The organism is Marinobacter sp. DUT-1 (assembly GCF_050379415.1).
Classification (GTDB): Bacteria; Pseudomonadota; Gammaproteobacteria; order Pseudomonadales; family Oleiphilaceae; genus Marinobacter.
This window is the reverse complement of record NZ_JBNRLS010000001.1, coordinates 84417-104855: the sequence shown is the minus strand read 5'-3', so window position 1 is coordinate 104855 and position 20439 is coordinate 84417. Positions and strand designations below refer to the sequence as shown.

Sequence of the window (20439 nt, the reverse complement as noted above, 5' to 3'; positions counted from 1 at the left end):
TATTATAACGGGGTGATTATTCTTCAACCACCATTGTCTCGGCTTGTTGCTAGTTTCTATGTGGTATTATCCGTTGGCCTCTGGTGCAAGGATGGCTTGGGGACAGGCTTTCCAAAACCCGCTCAAGCACGTCCCTGTGGCGCTTGAGCTCCGCCATCCATGGCTCCGCACAGTTTTGGAAAGCCTGTCCCCAAGCCATCCCCATACCTCGGAGTAGCCCAGGTCGGATAGTCCCCGGTAAATCCGGCAACCGGAAACAAACCATTTGAACAAACATGACTCCTGAACGCCTCGCCCGAATCAAACAAACCCTGAACACCCGACAACCGGATCTTCGCGTCCTGACCGATCAGGTCCATAAACCCCGAAACCTGTCGGCGATTATCCGCTCCTGCGATGCTTTTGGCCTGGCCAACATGCACGTGGTCTGGCCGAAGGAAGGTTTCCGGGCGTTCCGGAAGACCGCCGGTGGCAGTTACAACTGGGTGACCACCCACACCCATCCGACGATGGATAATGCGGTGGCGGACCTGAAGGCGCAGGGGCACAAGCTGTATGCGGCTCAGCTATCCGACCGGGCGGTGGATTTCCGGGAGGTGGATTACACGGTGCCGTGTACGGTGATCATGGGTAACGAGGTAGACGGGGTGAGTTCCTCCGCGGCGGATCAGGCGGATGAGCATATTGTGATCCCGATGATGGGGATGGTGGAGTCCCTGAACGTGTCTTCGGCCTGCGCCATTATCCTCTCCGAGGCCCAGCGGCAGCGGAAGCTGGCGGGGATGTTCGAGCAGCGGCGGCTGCCGGACGAGGAGTATAACCGCCTGTTGTTCTGCTGGTGTCAGCCGACGGTGAAGCGCTACTGCGATGACCGCAACCTGCCGTACCCGCCCATCGATCCTGAGACCGGGGAGCTGGTTGACGGGGTGGGGTGGATGAAGGAAGTGCGCAAGCAGCGGCACCCGCACCTGGCGTAACGTCGGGGTCACAACGCTGGGGTCTGATGAAAACCTTCATCTGACCCCATTTTCAAACCAGACTCCGCCGCTAAGCCGCTAAGCCGCTAAAAAGGGGTCAGAAGAAGGCGTTCTTCAGACCCCGACCTAACCCCCAAGGCTGCGATCCGACTCAGGGGTCTGATGAAAACCTTCATCTGACCCCAGCTTCACCTTTACTCCTCCCGAGCCTCCAGATACCGCTGCAACTGCTCCCGCAGCGCCTTGGGCAAACGGGTAATCGTCAGCGCATCCTTGTCCCGGTCGTAATAGACCGCCTGATTCACCAGGTCCGAGGAAAACGACACACTCATCCCGCCACCAGACCCGGCAATACGCACCAGTTTCTTCACTTTACGATGGTCCGGATGCAACACCCCGGTTTCCGGCACTTCCGCATTCTGGCTGGCGAATTCCTTGAAGCGCTGGGGCTCGTTCTCATCCAGGTAGCCGGACAGGGCCTCGATCTCCACCGGCTCGCCGAGGGCATGCTGTTCCTTGCAGAATTCGTAGGCGCGGGAGCGGACTTCGCCGGCTTTTTCCGGTTCGGAGGTCTTGGCGAAGGCTTCCACGGCGTCCAGGAAGGTCATGGTTTCCTTTTCCACGTCCACGTTGTTGGTGAAGCCACTCAGGCGGATGAACAGTTCGCCGGGCTCGCCGGTGCCGCGGCCGTGGACGAGGGTGAGGTAGTTTTCACTGCCGTTCTCACCCAGCCAGTCATCCAGCTCGATGCGAACGGCCAGGTTCAGCCGTGACAGACTGAGCACGTCGGTGGCGTCGAGGACCTGGTTGCCGTCAAAGCGCATGGCGCTGTCAGTCTCGAGGATCAGCAGGTAGACCACCTCGGCGTCGGCCAAAGCTTCGTGGACGATCATCAGGTGGCCGTCGAATTCTTCCTGGCAACCGGTGAGCAGCTCCTGCCACTGGCCGAACAGGCGGTCGGTCATGGCGCCGAAGCTCTGCTTGTCTTCCCGGTAATCCTTGAGCCAGCTGCTGAACGGACATTCGCCCAGGTCTTCGGAGAAACGGCCGTACTTCTTGCCCGGTTTGCTGTTGAACAGGCGCTTCATCTGCTTATGCAGGGCCTCGTAATCGCCACCGGGTTCCTGCAGGGCCTCGCCGCTGTTGAGGCGCGCGGGCTGGCCCGGCTGGTACTGGCTGGCAAAGGCGGTGCGTAGGTGTTTGATGGCCATGGTGTGTTGTTCCCCGATTGATGAACGACAAAGCCCCGAGGGCGGCGCGCCGCTCGGGGCTGTGCATTGTAGCAACTTGTGGTGGGAAGCGGTGGGGGTGGCGTGAACTTGGGGTCAGACCCCACTTTCAGATCCGCTTACTCCGAACCAGGCCCTGTACCAGTTCCTGCACCGCCCCCGGAATCTCCTCCGCAGACTCGGCACTCACCGCCGCATTGGCAATGTCAGTCCCCAGGTTCACGGCAATTGCAACCAGCCCATGAGCGGTCAGCAATTGCGCCGTCCGGCGGCGTTCGTCGGCGTCTCCGGCATTCTCTTCGCTCAGCACCACAGCAGTCTTGCCCTGGTCGAACAGGGCGCGCTCGACCGCGAGCGCCAGCGCCGGTGCCTGCTTGCCGTTGCAGGCAATAATGACCGGCTTCTGGGCCAGGCGGCGTGCGCGCTCTTCTGCGGTCACCGGGTCCAGGGATTCGGAGCCGTCCGCCAGGCCGGCGATCATGCCCGCTCCGACAGTCACGTTGGTCAGCCGGTCGACAACGATGAAGCTGCCGGTGGCATGGTTGCGCTGGTAGGCATCAAATGCGATCGGCTGGTTCAGGGTCAGTTCGCACAGGCCGATCTCGTTCAGCTCCAGGCGGCTCGGGCTGGCCTGTTGCTCGAGGGTGTTCACGTCGGTCTGGTGGTGGATCTTCTTGACCGTTCCGGAGGTGAACGTGGGGCCGAGCTTGATGTCGTACAGGCGCCCGGTTTCCAGCGGAGCATCAGTCATCCAGACGATGTTGGCGTTGAACCGGTTGGACACTTCCGGCTCGTCTTCCACCTTCACCAGCATGTCCCCGCGGCTGACGTCGATCTCGTCCTCGAGCGTCAGGGTCACGGCCTGGTCGATATGGGCTTCCTCGAGCCTGCCATCGAACGTGACGATGTCCTTGATCACGCTGGTGCGTTTTGAAGGCAGGGCCATGACCTTGTCGCCGGGGCGGATAACGCCGGAGGCAATGGTGCCGCAAAAGCCCCGGAAATCGAGATCCGGGCGGTTGACGTACTGCACCGGGAAGCGGAAATGCTCCAGGTTCTTGTCCCGGGAGACCTCGACGGTTTCCAGGATTTCCATTAGAGGCTGGCCGGTGAACCAGGGGGTGTTCTCGCTCTTGTTCACCACGTTGTCGCCTTCCAGGGCGGAAATCGGCACGAAGCGGATGTCCTTCAGGCCGAGCTTGGCCGCAAAAGCCAGGTAGTCGTCCTTGATTTCATTGAAACGTTCTTCGCTGAAATCCACCAGGTCCATCTTGTTCACCGCGACCACTATGTGCCGGATACCCAGCAGGGAGGCAATGTAGGAATGCCGGCGGGTCTGGGTCAGCACACCGTAGCGGGCGTCGATCATCAGGATGGCCAGTTGTGCGGTAGACGCACCGGTCGCCATGTTGCGGGTGTACTGCTCATGGCCCGGGGTATCGGCGATGATGAACTTGCGCTTGTCGGTGGAGAAATAGCGGTAGGCGACATCGATGGTGATGCCCTGTTCCCGCTCCGCCTGGAGGCCATCCACCAGCAGGGCGAGGTCCAGCTTTTCCCCGGTGGTGCCCATCTTGGCGCTGTCGCTCTTCAGGCTGGCCATGTGATCTTCGTAGATCATCTTGGTGTCGTGCAGCAGGCGCCCGATCAGGGTGCTCTTGCCGTCGTCCACGCTGCCGCAGGTCAGCAGGCGCAGCAGTTCCTTGTTTTCGTGCTGTTTCAGATAAGCCTGGATGTCTTCGGCGATGAGATCTGAGGTGTGAGACATGCTTGGAAACCTTTGGGGTAAAGTCGGGGTCAGATGAAAGCTTTCATCTGACCCCTATTTCAGAAATAACCTTCGCGCTTCTTCTGCTCCATCGATCCCGCGGAGTCATGGTCAATCACCCGGCCCTGGCGCTCGGAACTGGTGGCCAGCAGCATCTCCTGGATGATCTCCGGCAGGGTGTCCGCCTCGGATTCAATGGCACCGGTCAGCGGGTAGCAGCCGAGGGTGCGGAAGCGCACCGATTTCATCATCGGCTCCTCGCCTTCCTTCAGGGGCATGCGGTCGTCGTCCACCATGATCAGGGTGCCATCGCGCTCGACCACCGGGCGTTTGGCGGCATAGTAGAGGGGAACGATCTCGATGTTTTCGAGGTAGATGTACTGCCAGATATCCAGCTCGGTCCAGTTGGAGAGCGGGAACACCCGGATGCTTTCGCCCTTGTTGATCTTGCCGTTGTAGATATTCCACAGCTCGGGGCGCTGGTTCTTCGGATCCCAGCGGTGATGCTCATCCCGGAACGAATACACCCGCTCCTTGGCCCGGGATTTCTCCTCGTCCCGGCGGGCACCGCCGAACGCGGCGTCAAACTTGTACTTGTCCAGCGCCTGCTTCAGGGACTGGGTCTTCATCACATCGGTGTGCTTGGCGCTGCCGTGGGTAAACGGGCCGATGCCTTGTTTCACACCTTCCTCGTTGATGTGCACGATCAGATCCAGGCCGTATTCCTTCACCTTGCGATCCCGGAACTCGATCATGTCCCGGAATTTCCAGGTGGTGTCGACGTGCATCAGAGGGAAGGGAGGCTTGCCCGGATAGAATGCTTTGCGGGCCAGATGCAGCATCACGGCGGAGTCTTTTCCGATGGAATAGAGCATCACCGGGTTATCAAACTCGGCGGCCACTTCCCGGATAATGTGGATGCTTTCCGCTTCCAGCTGTTTCAGGTGCGTGAGGTTATATGTGGTCATGATCATCCATTGCTGGCGAGGGCTGTGCAGTTACGTTCTGCAACTATAACAGAGCCAGCAATGGCATAAGAAGGAGTCTGGCTAGAATTTCAGGCTATAAAAATATAGCGTTCGCCAGTATTCAACGCACTTGAAAGTGTGTCTCTCAGGCTCCGGCGGACTTGCGAAGATCCGCCAGGAGTTGCGAGACATAACGGTCGACGTAGTCGAAGCCGTTGCCTTCGAATTCGGCGAACTGAATTCCCAGATGGAACTCGTCCCGGGCAACGCGGCGCATGTTGACGATGCTGCCTTCGGCAATAATAGAGACCGGCTGAGTGGGCACAACGGGAACGGAAAAGCGCGTCTTGACTGGAATCCAGTGACCGGGAGCAGGAGCTTTCCGGTCCGGTATCAATTGTTGGACGGCTTTCTCGCTGCAGGAAATCATCACCCCGCTGCGTGAAAGGTTGGCAACAGCGCAGGTCAGGCATTCGCCGTCAGGCTTTTCGATGGTGATGTCCGCAGAGACATCGACGCGCTGTTGGTTGCGCAGGTTGGGTTTCGCCGTTGTTGTTTTCATTCGTACTCTTCTGGCGTGACTGGTCTGAAAAGAAGCTGCCTTTCCCATAAAATCCTTCCAGAAAAAACACTTAAGTGTTAATGATTCTATGTGTTTAAAATGTGAACAGCAAGATATCTGACGCCTGATGTGGCAGATTTGTGACGTCTTTCCGGTCAGGGCGTCAAAGTTTTGGCTCCCAGTCCGTATTTTCCACCGACCTGGACGGGCTGCAGTCTGGTCCTGAGCTGGGGTAAACTACGCGCTTTCATTCATTGCAGGAGCGACATGCCGCTCCGGGAATTCCTGTAAACGCTATGACCGACAAAACTGAAACGGCCGCCACTGGCGGCAAAGTAGGCTTCATCAGCCTTGGTTGCCCGAAGGCCCTGGTGGACTCCGAACGCATCCTGACCCAGCTTCGCCAGGATGGCTACGATGTGGTGCCCACCTATGACGACGCCGACATCGTGGTCGTAAACACCTGCGGATTCATCGACGCAGCCAAGCAGGAATCCCTGGATGCCATCGGCGAGGCAATGAACGAAAACGGCAAGGTTATCGTCACCGGCTGTATGGGCGTGGAAGCGGACAAGATCCGCGAAACCCACCCGGGCGTCCTGGCCGTCTCAGGCCCCCATGCCTACGAAGAAGTCGTCGGCGCTGTGCACCAGTACGTGCCCCCGAAGAAAGAACACGACCCTTTCGTGGATCTGGTTCCGCCCCAGGGCATCAAGCTGACCCCGCGGCATTACGCCTACCTGAAAATTTCCGAGGGCTGTAACCACCGCTGTACGTTCTGCATTATTCCGTCCATGCGCGGCGACCTGGTCAGCCGCCCGATCGGCGACGTGATGGACGAGGCCAAGCGGCTGGTGGATGCCGGCGTGAAGGAGTTGCTGGTCATCTCCCAGGACACCTCCGCCTACGGCGTGGACATCAAATACCGCACGGGTTTCTGGCAGGGCAGGCCGCTGAAGACCAGGATGCAGGCCCTGTGCGAAGCCCTCGGTGAATTGGGCGTCTGGGTTCGCCTTCATTATGTCTACCCGTACCCCCACGTGGACGACATCATCCCGCTGATGGCCGAAGGCAAGATCCTGCCGTACCTGGACATCCCGTTCCAGCACGCCAGCCCGAAAGTCCTCAAGGCCATGAAACGCCCGGCCCATGACAGCAAGACCCTGGAGCGCATCAAGAAGTGGCGGGAAATCTGTCCGGAACTGACTATCCGCTCCACCTTCATCGTCGGCTTCCCGGGCGAAACCGAGGAAGATTTCCAGTATCTGCTGGACTGGCTCGACGAAGCCCAGCTCGATCGCGTGGGCGCGTTCACCTACAGTCCGGTGGAAGGTGCCAGGGCCAACGAACTGGAAGGTGCCGTCCCCGAGGATGTAAAAGAAGAGCGCCTGGCCCGTTTCATGGCCAAGCAGGCCGAGATTTCAGCAGCGCGACTGCAGGCCAAAATCGGCAAGACCATCGACGTTCTCATCGACGAAGTGGACGAGGAAGGTGCCATCGGTCGTTCCAAGGCAGATGCGCCGGAGATTGACGGCATGGTTTACCTTAACGGCGAGACTGACCTCGCTCCGGGTCAAATTGTTCAGGCGGTTGTGGAGCATGCTGATGAGCACGATCTATGGGGTCGGCTTGTGTGATTGGGTTTGACTTGGGCTCCTAGCCTTTCGGGCTGGGAGTTCTCGCACGGGTGGGGACGGCTTTCCAAAACACGCTCCTTGCGGCACGTCCATGTGACGCTTGAGCTCCGCCATCCATGGCTCCGCACAGTTTTGGAAAGCCGTCCCCACCCGCGCTAATCTGACCGACGGGGATAGTCAGGCCGGCATTGTCAGAAATATTCGCGATTGTCCGGGGCCTTGGCAGGAGGCTTCTCCCAAAAATGTTGAAGGCCAAGGATGGCCTGAAACAAGCGCACATGGACGTGCTCGTAGCGGTTTTTGGGAGAAGCCTCCTGCCAAGGCCCTCCCCCGAGGTCGGAAGGCTAAGGCCGCAGCAAGAAACCACGACCCAGAGCCAACGGGTCACCCCCCAAGCTTCTTAACAAGAATCTCGTTAAAGAGCTTCGGGTTCCCCTGACCCTTGGAGGCCTTCATCAACGGCCCCATAAAGCCACCAAGCATCTTCTTGCGCTTCTTGGGATCTTCCTCATTCTGGTATTGCTCCACCTGATCCGGCATACCCGCCAGAACCTCATCGACCATGGCTTCCAGGGCACCAGTGTCAGACACCTGCTTCAGCCCCTTGGCATCAATGATCGCATCCACGTTGTCATTCTCGCCGGTCCACAGCGCCTCGAATACCTTCTTGGCGCCGGCAGAGGAAACCGTGTTATCGGCAATGCGGACCACCAGGTCACCCAGCTGAGCCCCGGTAATCGGTGACTCGGCCACAGACTTTTCTTCCGCCTTCAGGCGGGCTGAAAACTCGCCCTGGATCCAGTTGGCCGCCAGTTTCGCGTCTTTGCCGTGCTCAACCGTTTCTTCAAAGAACGCGGCCAGCTTCGCGTCACCGGACAGCAGGCCGGCGTCGTAGTCGTTCAGACCATACTGTTCCTTGAAGCGTGCCTTACGGGCGTCCGGCAGCTCCGGCAGGCGGCTGCGGGCATCTTCGATGAAGTCGTCATCGATCACCACCGGCAGCAGGTCCGGGCAGGGGAAGTAACGGTAGTCGTTGGCTTCTTCCTTGGTCCGCATCGAGCGGGACTCGTCGCGGTCGCCGTTGTACAGGCGGGTTTCCTGGATGATGCGGCCGCCGTCCTCCAGGATGTCCATCTGGCGCTCCACCTCGTGGGCGATGGCCTGTTCCATGAACCGGAAGGAGTTCAGGTTCTTGGTCTCGGTGCGGGTGCCAAGCTGGTCGGAGCCCCTGGGCTTCAGGGAGATGTTGACGTCGAAGCGCATGGAGCCCTGGGACATGTCGCCGTCGCAGATGCCCAGCGAGGTCACGATGCTGTGCAGCTTGCGGGCAAAGGCCACCGCTTCCTCGGCGCTGTTCATATCCGGCTCGGTGACCACCTCGATCAGCGGCGTGCCGGCCCGGTTCAAATCGATGCCGGACATGCCGTGGTAGTCCTCGTGCAGGGATTTGCCGGCGTCCTCTTCCAGGTGGGCGTGGTGGATGCGCACGCGCTTGGTCTCACCGTTCGCCAGATCGACGTCGACGTAACCCGGGCCAACAATCGGCTGCTCCAGCTGGGTGGTCTGGTAGCCCTTCGGCAGATCCGGGTAGAAGTAGTTCTTCCGCTCGAACATGGAACGGCGGCCGATCTCCGCGTTCACGGCCAGACCGAACATCACCGCATAGCGGAAGGCGTTCTCGTTCGGTACCGGCAGGGTGCCCGGCATGGCCAGGTCCACCGCGTTGGCCTGGGTGTTGGGCTCGGCACCGTAAGCGGTGCTGGAGCCGGAAAAGATCTTGGTTTTGGTGGCGAGCTGAACGTGAATTTCCAGCCCGATCACGATATCCCACTGCATGTGTTCGTCTCCTCTCTCGGGCTTATTTCGGTTCACGCTGGTGCCAGTCGGTCACCTGCTGGAACTGGTGGGCGGCATTCAGCAGCCGGGCTTCGGCAAAGTAATCACCGATGATCTGCAGGCCAACCGGCAAGCCGTCGACAAAACCGGCCGGCACGGACATGGCCGGCAGCCCCGCGAGGTTGATGGCGATGGTGAAGATGTCCTCCAGGTACATGGTGACCGGATCGTTGGTCTTCTCACCCTGTATAAATGCCGGAGAGGGGGAGGTGGGGCTCATCAGCACATCCACTTCCTTGAAGGCATTGGCGAAATCCTGCTGGATCAGGCGGCGGACCTTCTGGGCCTGCAGGTAATAGGCATCGTAATAGCCGTGGGAGAGGGCATAGGTGCCCACCAGAATCCGGCGCTTCACCTCGGCCCCGAAACCTTCGGCGCGGGTCCGGGTGTACATGTCCATCAGATCCTTCGGATCCTCGCAGCGATAGCCGTAACGCACCCCGTCGAACCGGGACAGGTTGGCGGAGGCCTCCGCCGGCGCGATCACATAGTACGCCGCAATCGCCAGCTTCGCGTTCGGCAGGGACACCTCCTTTACCGTCGCGCCCAGCTTCTCGTATTCCTTCACCGCGTTGCGAACCTGCTCCTCCATGGCCGGAGACAGCTGATCGGTGAAGTATTCCTTCGGCAGGCCGATTTTCAGGCCTTTCAAGGGCTCGTTCAGGGTCGCGGTGTAATCCGGCACCTCCCGATCGATCGAGGTGGAATCCTTCGGATCAAACCCCGCCATCACGTTCAGCATCAGAGCGTTATCTTCGGCCGTTCGCGCCATGGTGCCGCCCTGATCCAGGGACGAGGCAAACGCAATCATGCCGTAACGGGACACCCGGCCATAGGTCGGCTTCAGTCCGGTCACACCACACAGCGCCGCCGGCTGGCGGATCGAACCACCGGTATCGGTCGCCGTCGCCGCCGGCACCAGCCGCGCCGCTACAGCCGCCGCCGAACCACCGGACGAACCACCCGGTACCCGCTTCTCACCGGAAGACAGCCCCCACGGATTGGTCACGACTCCAAAATAGCTGGACTCGTTGGAAGACCCCATGGCGAACTCGTCCATGTTGGTCTTGCCCAGACACACGGCGCCGGCCTGCCGGAACTTCTCGGTCACCGTTGCATCGTAAGGCGGCACGAAATTCTCCAGCATCTTCGAACCACAGGTGGTACGAACCCCGTTGGTGCAGAAAATGTCCTTATGGGCAAAAGGCACACCGGTCCAGGCCGTTGCCTTGCCGGCGGCCCGCAGCTCATCAGCTGCTTTGGCTTCGGCCAGTGCCTGTTCTTCGGTGATGGTAATAAAGCTGTTGTACTTGCCGTCTTCCTGCTTCAGACGGTCCAGGAACTGCCGGGTCAGCTCCACACTGGAAATCTTGCCGCTCTCCAGCTCGCGGGAAAGCTCTGCTACAGACTTGTTATGCATGATAAATCCTGAAATCGCTGGTCGTCAGATGGTCCGAAAACTGATTCCCGTCCGGGCTCACTCAATAACCTTCGGAACCAGGTACAGACCGTCCTCGGTCGCCGGCGCGATGGCCTGGAACGCCTCCCGCTGATTGGTCTCGGTCACCTCGTCCGGCCGCAACCGCTGCACCGCATCCAATGGATGGGCCATCGGCTCCACCGCATCGGTATCCGCGGCACTCAGTTGATCCACCAGATCCAGAATGTTGCCCAGATCCTTTTCCAGTGCCGAAACCTGCTCGTCGTCCACCTTGATGCGGGCGAGCACGGCAACTTTTTCAATGTCCTCGCGGGAAATGCTCACGTGGCCTCCAGTCTGTGAAGATTATTTAATGAAAAATCGGGTCGGTGCCTGTGCTTCCTGATTGAAGGCAACTCACAAGCCCGGGAATGGTTGGGGGACGGCTTTCCAAAACTGTGCGGAGCCATGGATGGCGGAGCCCAAGCGTCACAGGGACGTGCCGCAAGGAGCGTGTTTTGGAAAGCCGTCCCCCAACCATTCCTTCACCAGGCTCTGAGGGCTCCTTTCACCGAAGTCAGAATCAATCGACTATGGTAACAGATTCGAACAATCGCGGGAGGGCCTGAAACAATTCGGAAAATGTGACAATGGTAAGGCCGAGGGCCCCGATGGCGCCTTGCCTGAGTAGGTGCTCACTGCTAAAGTTGCCGCATTCTTTTCGCAACCGCAACTCTCAGGTTGAAACTACACGAATGTTGATCAAAAGACTCCGAGGCATTTTCTCCAGCGACCTGTCCATCGACCTGGGCACCGCCAACACCCTTATATATGTGCGAGAGCGGGGTATCGTCCTGAACGAGCCATCCGTGGTTGCCATCCGCACGAGTGGTTCCCAGAAAATGGTCGCCGCCGTCGGTGCCGAAGCCAAGCGTATGCTCGGCCGGACTCCGGGCAACATCACCGCCATCCGTCCCATGAAGGATGGTGTGATTGCCGACTTCGTCGTCACCGAAAAAATGCTCCAGCACTTCATCCACAAAGTGCACGAGAACAGCTTCATCACCCCGAGCCCGCGCGTGCTCGTGTGTGTGCCCAGCAAATCCACCCAGGTGGAGCGCAAGGCCATCCGCGAATCCGCACTCGGCGCCGGCGCCCGGGAAGTGTTCCTGATCGAAGAGCCCATGGCCGCCGCCATCGGTGCCGGCCTGCCGGTCGAGGAAGCCAGTGGTTCCATGATCGTCGACATCGGCGGTGGTACTACCGAGATCGCCATCATCTCCCTGAACGGCATCGTCTATGCCGAATCCGTGCGGGTCGGTGGGGACAAGTTCGACGAAGCCATCGTCACTTACGTGCGTCGCAACTACGGCAGCCTCATCGGTGACTCCACCGCCGAGCGCATCAAGCACGAAATTGGCTGCGCCTACGAAGGCCTGGAAGTCCGCGAGATCGACGTGCGCGGTCGCAACCTGGCCGAAGGCGTTCCCCGGGCCTTCACCCTGAACAGCGAAGAGATCCTCGACGCCCTTCAGGAATCCCTGGCCCAGATCGTCCAGACCGTCAAGAGCGCCCTGGAACAGTCGCCGCCCGAACTGGCCTCCGATATCGCTGAGCGCGGCATCGTGCTGACCGGTGGTGGTGCCCTGCTGCGTGGCCTGGACAAGCTCATCAGTGAAGAGACCGGTCTGCCGGTGATCATCGCCGAAGACCCGTTGACCTGTGTCGCCCGTGGTGGCGGCAAGGCACTGGAAGTCATTGATCGCGGTGGCATCGGAATGTTCTCCCAGGAGGGCTAAGCCCGTGGGGAGGACTGGCCATTAAAACCATCTTTGTCCAGGGCCCTGTCCCGGGGTTCAGACTCTTCCTGATCATTCTTGCGTCGGCAGCGTTAATCGTTGCCGACGCTCGTTTTGACAAGCTATCACCGGTGCGCAGTACCCTCGCCACCGGTCTTGCCCCCGTGTACTGGCTCGGCAACGCCCCCTACGAATTCAGCGACTGGTTTTCCGGTCTGTTCGTCTCCAAAGAAGACCTGCAGCAGGAAAACGAAGACCTCCGCGCCCGCCTGCTTATTCTTGAACGCCGCGCTCTCAAGTATGCGGCACTGGCTTCCGAGAATAACGAGCTGCGCCGGTTGATGAACTCCTCGGAAGTGCTGGACGACCGTGTCATTGTCGGCGAGGTGGTCGGAGTGTCGCCCGATCCCTTTTCCCACGAAGTCATTATCAACAAGGGCCTGAGCGACGGCGTCAGCCCGGGCCAGGCGATCCTTGATGCCCACGGTCTGATGGGGCAGGTGGTGCAGGCCAGTCAGATTACCTCCAGGGTGTTGCTGGTCTCGGACAGCAGCCACGCCGTGCCGGTGGAAGTGGTCCGTAACGGCCTGCGGGCGGTTCTGTTGGGCACCGGCGACCCCAATGCGCTGGAACTGGTGCATGTGCCGGACACCGCCGATATCCGCGAGGGCGACCTGCTGGTCAGTTCCGGCCTCGGTGGCCGCTTCCCCCGGGGTTACCCGGTGGCCGAGGTGTCCCGGATCGCCAAGGAGCAGGGCGAACCCTTCGTATCCATCCAGGCGACACCCAAGGCGGAGCTGAATCAGAGTCGCCTGGTCCTGGCGGTGTTCCCGCCTGAAACTGCCGAACCGGAAGAAACCGCTGGCCAGATGACAGAATCCGGGGAGGACAGCTGATGTTGTCGGTAATCAGTTATCCGGTCTTTGCGTTTTCGGTGCTACTGGCACTGGTGTTGAGCATCTCCCTGTTCCCCGTCGGCTGGTTCGAGTTCCGGCCCGAGTGGCTGGGCCTGGTGGTGTTCTACTGGACTTTCCGGGCACCGGCCCAGTTCGGCATCCTGCTGGCCTGGTTCCTGGGGCTGCTGCTGGATGTGCTGGAGGCAACGCCCCTGGGTGTGAACGCCATGGCCATGGGCCTGATTGCTTTCCTGGTGCTGACCATCCACCAACGCCTGCGTATGTACCCGATGCCGCAGCAATGCCTGATGGTGTTCCTGCTGCTGGGTATCAACCAGATGCTGGTGCATTTCATCAAGCAGGTACTCGGCGTCGAGGGGGATACCGGGTTCGGGTACCTCTGGCCGGCGGCCACCAGTGCGGTGATCTGGCCAGTGGTGTGTGTACTCCTCGATAATATCAACCGTAAGCTGGGCTAGCGATGTCACACCTGATTCTTGCCTCCGCCTCACCACGCCGGGCAGAGCTGCTGAAGCAGATTGGACTGGCATTCACAACCCGGCCGGCGGACGTGGACGAAACCCCGGTTCCCGCCGAGTCGGCGGAAACCTACGTCGAGCGCCTGGCCCGGGAGAAAGCCCTGGCGGTGGCTGCGGAGCATCCGGAGGCACTGGTAATCGGATCCGATACGTCCGTAGTCCTCCGTGGTGACATTCTGGGTAAACCGGTAAACCGGACCGACGCCTGTGCCACCCTGGCGCGGCTCTCGGGCGAGGTCCATCAAGTGATGACCGCAGTGGCGCTGGCACATCGCGGGCAGTGCCGGTCCTGTCTGGTGGTGACCGATGTGGAATTTCGCCAGCTTGGCGGGGACGAGATCAACGCCTATGTTGCCAGCGGCGAGCCCATGGACAAGGCCGGAAGTTATGGAATCCAGGGTCTTGGTGGTATTTTTGTGAAGGAACTGAGGGGAAGTTACAGCGCTGTGGTCGGACTGCCGTTGCAGCAGACCGCCGAACTTCTGGCCCAGGCCGGCTTCCCGGTATGGACGAACTGGCCAAGCAGTCTGGAGAGCCAAGAATGAGTGAAGAAATCCTGATCAACGTTACGCCGGTGGAAACCCGGGTCGCCCTGGTGGAAAACGGCATGTTGCAGGAGGCCTACATAGAGCGCACCAGCCGTAAGGGCATCGTGGGCAACATCTACAAGGGAAAGGTCGTCCGCGTGCTGCCGGGCATGGAGGCCGCGTTCGTCGATATTGGCCTGGAACGCGCCGCCTTTATCCACGCCTCGGATGTGATCACCGGCCAGTCAGGGGCCGATGATCTGACCGAGGGCCCCAAAACCGTACCGGACATCCGTACCCTGCTGAGGGAAGGCCAGTCCCTGGTGGTTCAGGTGACCAAGGATCCCATTGGCACCAAGGGCGCCCGCCTCACCACCCAGTTGTCGATTCCGTCCCGGTACCTGGTGTTCATGCCCGGCGTCAGTCATATCGGTATCTCCCAGCGCATCGAGGACGACAACGAGCGGGAGCGTCTCAAGACCCTGCTCGAGGAGGCATCCGCAGAAAGCACCGATGTGAAGGGCGGCTACATCATCCGGACCGCCGCCGAGGCAGCCCCGGCCGAGGACCTGATCGGCGACATGAAATACCTGCACCGGCTCAGCCAGTCCATCCAGGAGCGTATCGCCAAGGTGCAGGCGCCGGCGGTGGTGTACCAGGATCTGCCGCTGTTTATCCGCACCATCCGCGACCTGGTCCGGCCCCAGACCGAGAAGGTCCGGATCGACAGCCGGGAGAGCTACCAGCGGGTGATGGAGTTCGTGCAGGAATTCGTTACCGAGTTCGCGGACATGGTGGAGTACTACCCCGGTGAACGTCCGATCTTCGATCTGTATTCGGTCGAAGATGAGATCCAGAAGGCCCTGAGCCGCAAGGTTCAGCTGAAGTCGGGCGGTTATGTCATCATTGACCAGACCGAGGCAATGACCACCATCGATATCAACACCGGCGCCTTCGTCGGCCATCGGAACCTGGAAGAAACCATCTTCAAGACCAACCTGGAAGCAGCCCGGGCCATCAGCCGTCAGCTGCGACTGCGCAACCTCGGCGGCATCATTATCATCGACTTCATCGATATGGAGGATTCCGAGCACCAGCGCCAGGTCCACCGAATGCTGGAAAAGATGCTGGAACGTGACCACGCCAAGACCAAGATCACCGGCGTGTCGGAACTGGGTCTGGTGGAAATGACCCGCAAACGCACCACCGAGAGCCTGGGTCAGGTACTGTGCGAACCCTGCCCGGTGTGTGACGGCCGTGGCTTCCTGAAAACCGCCGAGACCGTCTGCTACGAGGTCTTCCGGGAAATCCTGCGGGTCAACCGGGCCTATGATGCCGAGAGCTACCTGGTGATGGCATCCCAGAAGGTGGTGGACCGGTTGCTGGATGAAGAGTCCGACAATGTGGCCGACCTTGAGACCTTCATCGCCAAGACCATCCGCTTCCAGGTGGAACCTTTCTACAGCCAGGAGCAGTACGATGTTGTGTTGCTCTGATGCCCGCGCAGGTTACTGGCCCGGGGAGTAACGGAATCCATGTCCTCAGCCGATCACGGGCCGCCGTTGCCGGACCCGCCTCCCGAAAGTCGGCCGGTACGCCTCGCTGCACGGCTGTCGAGCCTGGTGTGGTGGTCCCTGCTGGTGGTGCTTCTGCTGTTTGCACTGTACGCGGGCATCGGCCGGCAACTGACCCAGAATATTGAGAGCTTCCGGGACGATCTCGAGCTCGAACTGTCGGCGCGCACCGGCAAGCAGGTGGAAATCGGTGGCCTTGACGCCCGCTGGAACTGGCTGGACCCGACCCTGCTGGCCCGGGATATCGACATCATCGAACCCGGGACCGAGGACTATGTGGTCCGCCTGCAGCACCTCCGGATACGCCTCGATTTCCTCGCTTCCCTGTTTCGGTTCCGGGTGGTTCTTGAAGCCTTCGAAGCCGATGGCCTCGAGCTGACTCTCAACCAGACCCCGGAAGGCGAGGTGGGTGTCGAGGGTGCGGAACTGCCTGCGCCCGCCCGGCGCCAGTTCCAGGACTGGGTTGAGCTGGCAGGGCGCTGGTTGTCCGATCCTTACGTCAAACTCACTCGTGTCAATCTGGCGATCCGGGACAACCAGGGCCAGCTGCGGCATCTTGAGATCCCCCAGCTGGATCTGGTCTACCACCGTGGCCTGTTCCGGGCCTCCGGCCGCGCCATGCAGCCTGGCACCACCCAGCAGCTGGCCAGTTTCAGCCTGGTCGGGCGGCACTTCTTCCGTGGTGACTTTACTGGCCAGCTGTATATGGACGTCGATTCCGGCCGGCTGTTCGACGGCCTCATCGACGAATACCAGTGGCGCAGGCTCCGTGTCGAAGGTTTTGATCTGGGAGGGCAGCTTTGGCTGACCTTCCGGGATGGCCTGCTTCAGCAGGCAAGCGGCTCGGTGCAGACGCCGTATCTGCAACTGGGTGTGGGTAGCGAATCCCTGGCGCCGATCGAGAACATCAGTGCCCGTTTCGGCTGGCGGCGGGCGGAGAACGGCGGTAACGCTGTGGTTTCACGGGGAGAGATCCACCTGCAGGAACTCCAGTGGACCTGGAATGAGGTCACCGTCCCGCCGTTCAGTGTGCGTCTGATGCCCCGGGCGGGTGGGGATGTCGAGGTGGTGGCAGATGCGTTGCCCCTGGGGCCACTGCGTCGCTTGCTTTCGGTCCTGCCCCTGCTGCCGGAGCGGGCGGGTCGTGCGCTCCGGAACTATCGCCCCGCAGGTTATCTGGATCGGATGCATCTGAGGCTGCCCGCCCGTGATCTGACGGAATTCGAGCTCACCGGCCTGTTACGTGACGTGCGGATCCAGGCCCACGGCGGCGCTCCGGGTGCCTCCGGTCTGGATGGCCGGATTGCCCTGCGCCGCAATTCCGGCTCGGTGGAACTGGCGCCCGCCGGAGCGCCGGTCACCCTTGGCTTTCCCCGTCTGTTCCGGGACGACTGGTCGTTCCGGGAAGTGCAGGGAACCGTCGCCTGGCTAATGGATGGTCCCATCACTCGCGTGTATTCCGATAACATCCGGATGAGCTATGGCGACACCACCAGCCTCACCGGCGCCTTTGATCTGCGCCTGGATCGTGAGGGCGAGGACAACCTTGGTCTTCGCGTCGGTGTCGAGGATGGCCGAGCCGGGATGCTGACAGATTTCGTGCCGGCAAAGGTTGTCAATCCCGGCCTGTATGAATGGCTGACTACAGCGATCACCGAGGCGCGGATCACCGATGGGGTCTACTATGGCCATGGCCAGATCGGCCGCGATGCGCCCCGGGGTTCGTTCGTCTCGTCCATGTGGTACACCTTCGAGGACGCGACGGTCCGTTACGATGAACGCTGGCCGGAAGTGACGTCGGCGCGGGGCAGGGTCGATATCCACAACGGTAACACGGACGTTCAGTTGGAATCTGGCCGGACCGGCGGCCTGGAACTCCGCCCGAGCCGGGTAACGGTGATTCCCGGCGATGGCACCCGGCTCTATGTGGATGCCGCTGCCCGGGTGCCCGGTGATGCCGTGCCTTTCTGGATGGACAACAGCCCGTTGGGCGAGATGGCCGGCTCCGAGGCCCGGAGCCTGAAGTATGGAGGGGACTACGCGCTGGACCTGAATCTTGAGCTGCCCCTGGGCGAGGGTGGAGAGCCGGTGGTCCAGGCCCGGGTTCAGACCTCCAATGGCTCGGTACGTTATCCCGCTGCCAACCTTGGCTGGACCGAGCTGTCCGGCGATCTCACTTATCATACCGTCGATGGCTTCTCCGGAGGGCCGATCCAGGCCCGATTCTTCGGTGACCCGGTGGCGGTCAGCCTCAGCGTGGGCGAGGGCGGGCAGGGCCTTGCCATTCGCCAGGATGGTAAGCTCACAGTACCAGAGGTCTTCCGCCAGGCCGGCCTGGAGAATGACAGCGGATTCGGGCTCAAGGGTATCCTCGCGTATTCCGCCGCCTTGACGGTCGGAGCGGACACCACCTCCGGTATACGGGTACGTTCCAACCTTGAGGGGCTCGCCGTGGACTGGCCGGAACCACTGGCCAAGAGCGCTAAGGAACAGGCACCACTGGAGGCCACCATCGAGCCCCGGGCCGAGGAGGGGCTGCGGATCGCCGGCAGCTGGGAGAACCGGATGGGCTTCGATTTCCTCTGGCACGACACCGGTTTCGACCTGACCCTCGGCCACCTTTACCTGGGTTCCCATACCCTCAGAAATATCCGGATCAGTGCGCTGCAGCTGGAGGACCGCTGGGTCGTGAGTACCCGTTCCGAGCGGGCGGTGGGCCGGGTGGTACTTCCGGACGGTGACGAGCCGGTGAAGGCGGATTTTGAGGTGCTGAGACTGGTCCGGGATGATGAACAACGGGAAGCCCAGCCGGAGCTGCTGACCCTGGAAGAACAACTGGAAGCCTTCCGGGCCCTGGATATGGGCAGCTGGCCGGACGTCGATGTGAGCATTGCCGACCTTCAGCTCAATGATGAGAGCCTGGGAACCTGGACGTTCCTTCTGCGGCCGGAACCGTTCCAGCTCAAGGTCAATGACATCCAGGGTCGCCTGAACTCCCTGACCCTGCTGGGCGAGATGACCTGGAGCATTGCCGGAGACCGGGAAGTCAGTCGCTTTGCCGGCTCGGTCACCGGCGGTGCCCTGACCGACCTGAACCAGTTGTTTGGCACAGAAATTCCGCTGGAAAACCGGCAGACCAATATCGAACTCGATCTGGACTGGCCCGGGCGACCGGATGACTTCTCCATGCGGGAGGTCAGCGGAACCCTGAGCCTGCGGCTGGATGACGGGATCATCCTGGAACAGAACAGCACCGCCCAGGTGTTCCGGATCTTCAACCTGCTGAATGCCGACACCCTTTGGCGGCGCCTGAAACTGGATTTTTCCGACCTGTATGAACGGGGTGTGGCCTTTGACGCCATCTCCGGCAAGGCCCGGATCGATAACGGACTGGTAACCATGAATCCCGAGCTGCAGATTGTCGGCCCCTCGGGCGCGTTCAAGCTCAGCGGTACAACCGACCTGTCCGAGGAAACCCTGGACATGCGACTGGTGGTGGTCCTGCCGCTTACCCAGAACCTCCCCCTGGCGGCTCTGCTCATGGGGGCGGGGGCGCCAATCGGCGGTGCGCTGTTCGTGCTGGACAAGGTTCTGGGCGACCCGTTGAGTAAACTGACCAGTGCCACCTATAGTGTGACCGGGACCTGGGATAATCCCGAGGTCGACCTTCGCCGGGTCTTCGATACCGGCGAATAGTGCGAGCGGAGAAGGATTCTATGAGCACACAGACAAAACAGCGGGTAGCCGCGATCCAGATGGTGAGTACCCGGGACATCGAGGCGAACCTGCGCGAAGCGGAACGGTTGTTGACCGATGCCGCCCGACAGGGGGCGAAGGTGGCGGTGCTGCCGGAGAACTTTGCCGTGCTGTCGACGCGGGACATGATTGCCTGTGGCCGGACAGAAGCGGGCGACAGACCGGTGATCCGGGATTTCCTGTCAGTCCAGGCCCGGAAGCTCGGGATCTGGATTGTGGGTGGCTCCCTGCCTCTGGCCCAGCGACCGGATGGTACCGATATCGAGGATCGGGTGCGGGCCACCTGCCTGGTGTATGACGATCAGGGGCAGGAGGTTGGTCGTTACGACAAGATTCATCTCTTTGACGCGAAAGTCGAAGACGCCCACGGCCAATACCGGGAATCGGACACCTTCGAGCCGGGGGAACAGGTGGTGACCATCGATACGCCGGTGGGCAAGCTGGGAATGGCCATCTGCTATGACCTGCGTTTCCCGGAGCTGTTCCGCGCGCTGAGGGAGCAGGGCGCCGACTGGGTCTGCCTGCCAAGCGCCTTCACCTGGCAGACCGGCGATGCCCACTGGCATGCCCTGATCCGCGCCCGGGCCATCGAGAACCAGGTCTGGGTCGTCGCCCCCGGTCAGGGCGGCCAGAACAGCGAGCGCCGCCGCACCTACGGCCACACCCTGATCTGCGACCCCTGGGGCAACATCACCGCCGAGCGCGAACAAGACGGCCCCGGCGTAATTACCGCCGAGCTGGATCTGGAGCGGCTGAAGCAGGTGAGGGCAAACATGCCGGTCTGGGAGCACCGGAGGCTTTGAGCCAGGGCGCCGGGGGTTGGTAACGCAGGGGTCTGATGAAAGCCTTCATCTGACCCCATGTTCAGGTCAAATTCCGGGATCGCATCTA

Annotated in this window: 16 protein-coding genes; 9 read left to right on the top strand and 7 right to left on the bottom strand. The window is 61.0% G+C overall.

Annotation, left to right across the window (positions count from 1 at the left end; translation table 11 throughout):
• The first annotated feature begins 275 nt into the window (after nt 1-275).
• The gene (trmH, locus tag ACQUTG_RS00470) at nt 276-977 is read left to right on the top strand and encodes a tRNA (guanosine(18)-2'-O)-methyltransferase TrmH (protein ID WP_428917525.1); all 702 of its coding nucleotides are present in this window, start codon (nt 276-278) and stop codon (nt 975-977) included.
• A 194-nt stretch (nt 978-1171) separates the two neighbouring features.
• On the opposite strand, the gene ACQUTG_RS00465 is transcribed toward trmH, so the two are convergent.
• The 4 genes from ACQUTG_RS00465 to ACQUTG_RS00450 form a co-directional block, all read right to left on the bottom strand.
• The gene (locus tag ACQUTG_RS00465) at nt 1172-2188 is read right to left on the bottom strand and encodes a nucleoid-associated protein (RefSeq protein WP_428917524.1); all 1017 of its coding nucleotides are present in this window, start codon (nt 2186-2188) and stop codon (nt 1172-1174) included.
• A 127-nt stretch (nt 2189-2315) separates the two neighbouring features.
• Nucleotides 2316-3974 carry a sulfate adenylyltransferase subunit CysN gene (gene cysN / locus ACQUTG_RS00460; protein ID WP_428917523.1) on the bottom strand — a complete coding sequence of 553 codons (1659 nt, stop codon included), beginning with the start codon at nt 3972-3974 and terminating at the stop codon, nt 2316-2318.
• Between the two features lie 59 nt (nt 3975-4033).
• Nucleotides 4034-4948: a sulfate adenylyltransferase subunit CysD gene (cysD, locus tag ACQUTG_RS00455; protein WP_404932745.1), complete on the bottom strand. Its 915-nt coding sequence runs from the start codon at nt 4946-4948 to the stop codon at nt 4034-4036.
• 139 nt (nt 4949-5087) lie between these two features.
• A complete protein-coding gene (locus ACQUTG_RS00450; RefSeq protein WP_428917522.1) occupies nt 5088-5504 on the bottom strand; it encodes a PilZ domain-containing protein in 417 nt (138 codons plus the stop codon).
• A 296-nt stretch (nt 5505-5800) separates the two neighbouring features.
• Here ACQUTG_RS00450 and rimO point away from each other — a divergent pair, with 296 nt between their 5' ends.
• A complete protein-coding gene (gene rimO, locus ACQUTG_RS00445; RefSeq protein ID WP_428917521.1) occupies nt 5801-7141 on the top strand; it encodes a 30S ribosomal protein S12 methylthiotransferase RimO in 1341 nt (446 codons plus the stop codon).
• A 384-nt stretch (nt 7142-7525) separates the two neighbouring features.
• Here the strand turns inward: rimO and gatB are convergent, their stop codons facing one another.
• The 3 genes from gatB to gatC are packed head-to-tail and all read right to left on the bottom strand — an operon-like array spanning nt 7526 to nt 10802.
• Nucleotides 7526-8977, bottom strand: a complete 1452-nt coding sequence (gene gatB / locus ACQUTG_RS00440; protein ID WP_428917520.1) for an Asp-tRNA(Asn)/Glu-tRNA(Gln) amidotransferase subunit GatB — start codon at nt 8975-8977, stop codon at nt 7526-7528.
• 22 nt (nt 8978-8999) lie between these two features.
• Nucleotides 9000-10457, bottom strand: a complete 1458-nt coding sequence (gatA, locus tag ACQUTG_RS00435; RefSeq protein ID WP_428917519.1) for an Asp-tRNA(Asn)/Glu-tRNA(Gln) amidotransferase subunit GatA — start codon at nt 10455-10457, stop codon at nt 9000-9002.
• A 57-nt stretch (nt 10458-10514) separates the two neighbouring features.
• Nucleotides 10515-10802: an Asp-tRNA(Asn)/Glu-tRNA(Gln) amidotransferase subunit GatC gene (gene gatC / locus ACQUTG_RS00430; RefSeq protein WP_410328330.1), complete on the bottom strand. Its 288-nt coding sequence runs from the start codon at nt 10800-10802 to the stop codon at nt 10515-10517.
• Between the two features lie 413 nt (nt 10803-11215).
• Here gatC and ACQUTG_RS00425 point away from each other — a divergent pair, with 413 nt between their 5' ends.
• Genes ACQUTG_RS00425 through ACQUTG_RS00395 form a run of 7 tightly spaced genes read left to right on the top strand, consistent with a single transcriptional unit; the run spans nt 11216 to nt 20351 of the window.
• Nucleotides 11216-12256: a rod shape-determining protein gene (locus ACQUTG_RS00425; protein WP_372987600.1), complete on the top strand. Its 1041-nt coding sequence runs from the start codon at nt 11216-11218 to the stop codon at nt 12254-12256.
• Nucleotides 12257-12285: 29 nt separating this feature from the next.
• A complete protein-coding gene (gene mreC / locus ACQUTG_RS00420; RefSeq protein WP_428918432.1) occupies nt 12286-13152 on the top strand; it encodes a rod shape-determining protein MreC in 867 nt (288 codons plus the stop codon).
• Complete coding sequence (gene mreD / locus ACQUTG_RS00415) at nt 13152-13631, top strand: rod shape-determining protein MreD (protein WP_428917518.1); 480 nt, start codon at nt 13152-13154, stop codon at nt 13629-13631. The genes mreC and mreD overlap by 1 nt, the downstream gene beginning before the upstream one ends.
• A 2-nt stretch (nt 13632-13633) precedes the next feature.
• Nucleotides 13634-14236: a Maf family protein gene (locus tag ACQUTG_RS00410; protein WP_428917517.1), complete on the top strand. Its 603-nt coding sequence runs from the start codon at nt 13634-13636 to the stop codon at nt 14234-14236.
• A complete protein-coding gene (gene rng, locus ACQUTG_RS00405; protein WP_428917516.1) occupies nt 14233-15714 on the top strand; it encodes a ribonuclease G in 1482 nt (493 codons plus the stop codon). The genes ACQUTG_RS00410 and rng overlap by 4 nt, the downstream gene beginning before the upstream one ends.
• Before the next feature lie 39 nt (nt 15715-15753).
• Nucleotides 15754-19488, top strand: coding sequence for a YhdP family protein (locus ACQUTG_RS00400; protein WP_428917515.1), 3735 nt, complete (start codon nt 15754-15756; stop codon nt 19486-19488).
• A 20-nt stretch (nt 19489-19508) separates the two neighbouring features.
• Entirely contained in the window at nt 19509-20351 is an 843-nt protein-coding gene (locus tag ACQUTG_RS00395; RefSeq protein ID WP_428917514.1) for a carbon-nitrogen hydrolase family protein, read from the top strand.
• Nucleotides 20352-20439: the final 88 nt, after the last annotated feature.

Excerpts from the sequence above, each read along its gene's own strand:
- rimO (WP_428917521.1), top strand. The coding sequence starts at position 5,801 with ATGACCGACAAAACTGAAACGGCCGCCACTGGCGGCAAAGTAGGCTTC.
- mreD (WP_428917518.1), top strand. The coding sequence starts at position 13,152 with ATGTTGTCGGTAATCAGTTATCCGGTCTTTGCGTTTTCGGTGCTACTG.
- cysD (WP_404932745.1), bottom strand. The coding sequence starts at position 4,948 with ATGATCATGACCACATATAACCTCACGCACCTGAAACAGCTGGAAGCG.
- ACQUTG_RS00450 (WP_428917522.1), bottom strand. The coding sequence starts at position 5,504 with ATGAAAACAACAACGGCGAAACCCAACCTGCGCAACCAACAGCGCGTC.
- trmH (WP_428917525.1), top strand. The coding sequence starts at position 276 with ATGACTCCTGAACGCCTCGCCCGAATCAAACAAACCCTGAACACCCGA.
- ACQUTG_RS00395 (WP_428917514.1), top strand. The coding sequence starts at position 19,509 with ATGAGCACACAGACAAAACAGCGGGTAGCCGCGATCCAGATGGTGAGT.
- gatA (WP_428917519.1), bottom strand. The coding sequence starts at position 10,457 with ATGCATAACAAGTCTGTAGCAGAGCTTTCCCGCGAGCTGGAGAGCGGC.
- ACQUTG_RS00400 (WP_428917515.1), top strand. The coding sequence starts at position 15,754 with ATGTCCTCAGCCGATCACGGGCCGCCGTTGCCGGACCCGCCTCCCGAA.
- cysN (WP_428917523.1), bottom strand. The coding sequence starts at position 3,974 with ATGTCTCACACCTCAGATCTCATCGCCGAAGACATCCAGGCTTATCTG.
- ACQUTG_RS00410 (WP_428917517.1), top strand. The coding sequence starts at position 13,634 with ATGTCACACCTGATTCTTGCCTCCGCCTCACCACGCCGGGCAGAGCTG.
- gatB (WP_428917520.1), bottom strand. The coding sequence starts at position 8,977 with ATGCAGTGGGATATCGTGATCGGGCTGGAAATTCACGTTCAGCTCGCC.
- ACQUTG_RS00465 (WP_428917524.1), bottom strand. The coding sequence starts at position 2,188 with ATGGCCATCAAACACCTACGCACCGCCTTTGCCAGCCAGTACCAGCCG.
- rng (WP_428917516.1), top strand. The coding sequence starts at position 14,233 with ATGAGTGAAGAAATCCTGATCAACGTTACGCCGGTGGAAACCCGGGTC.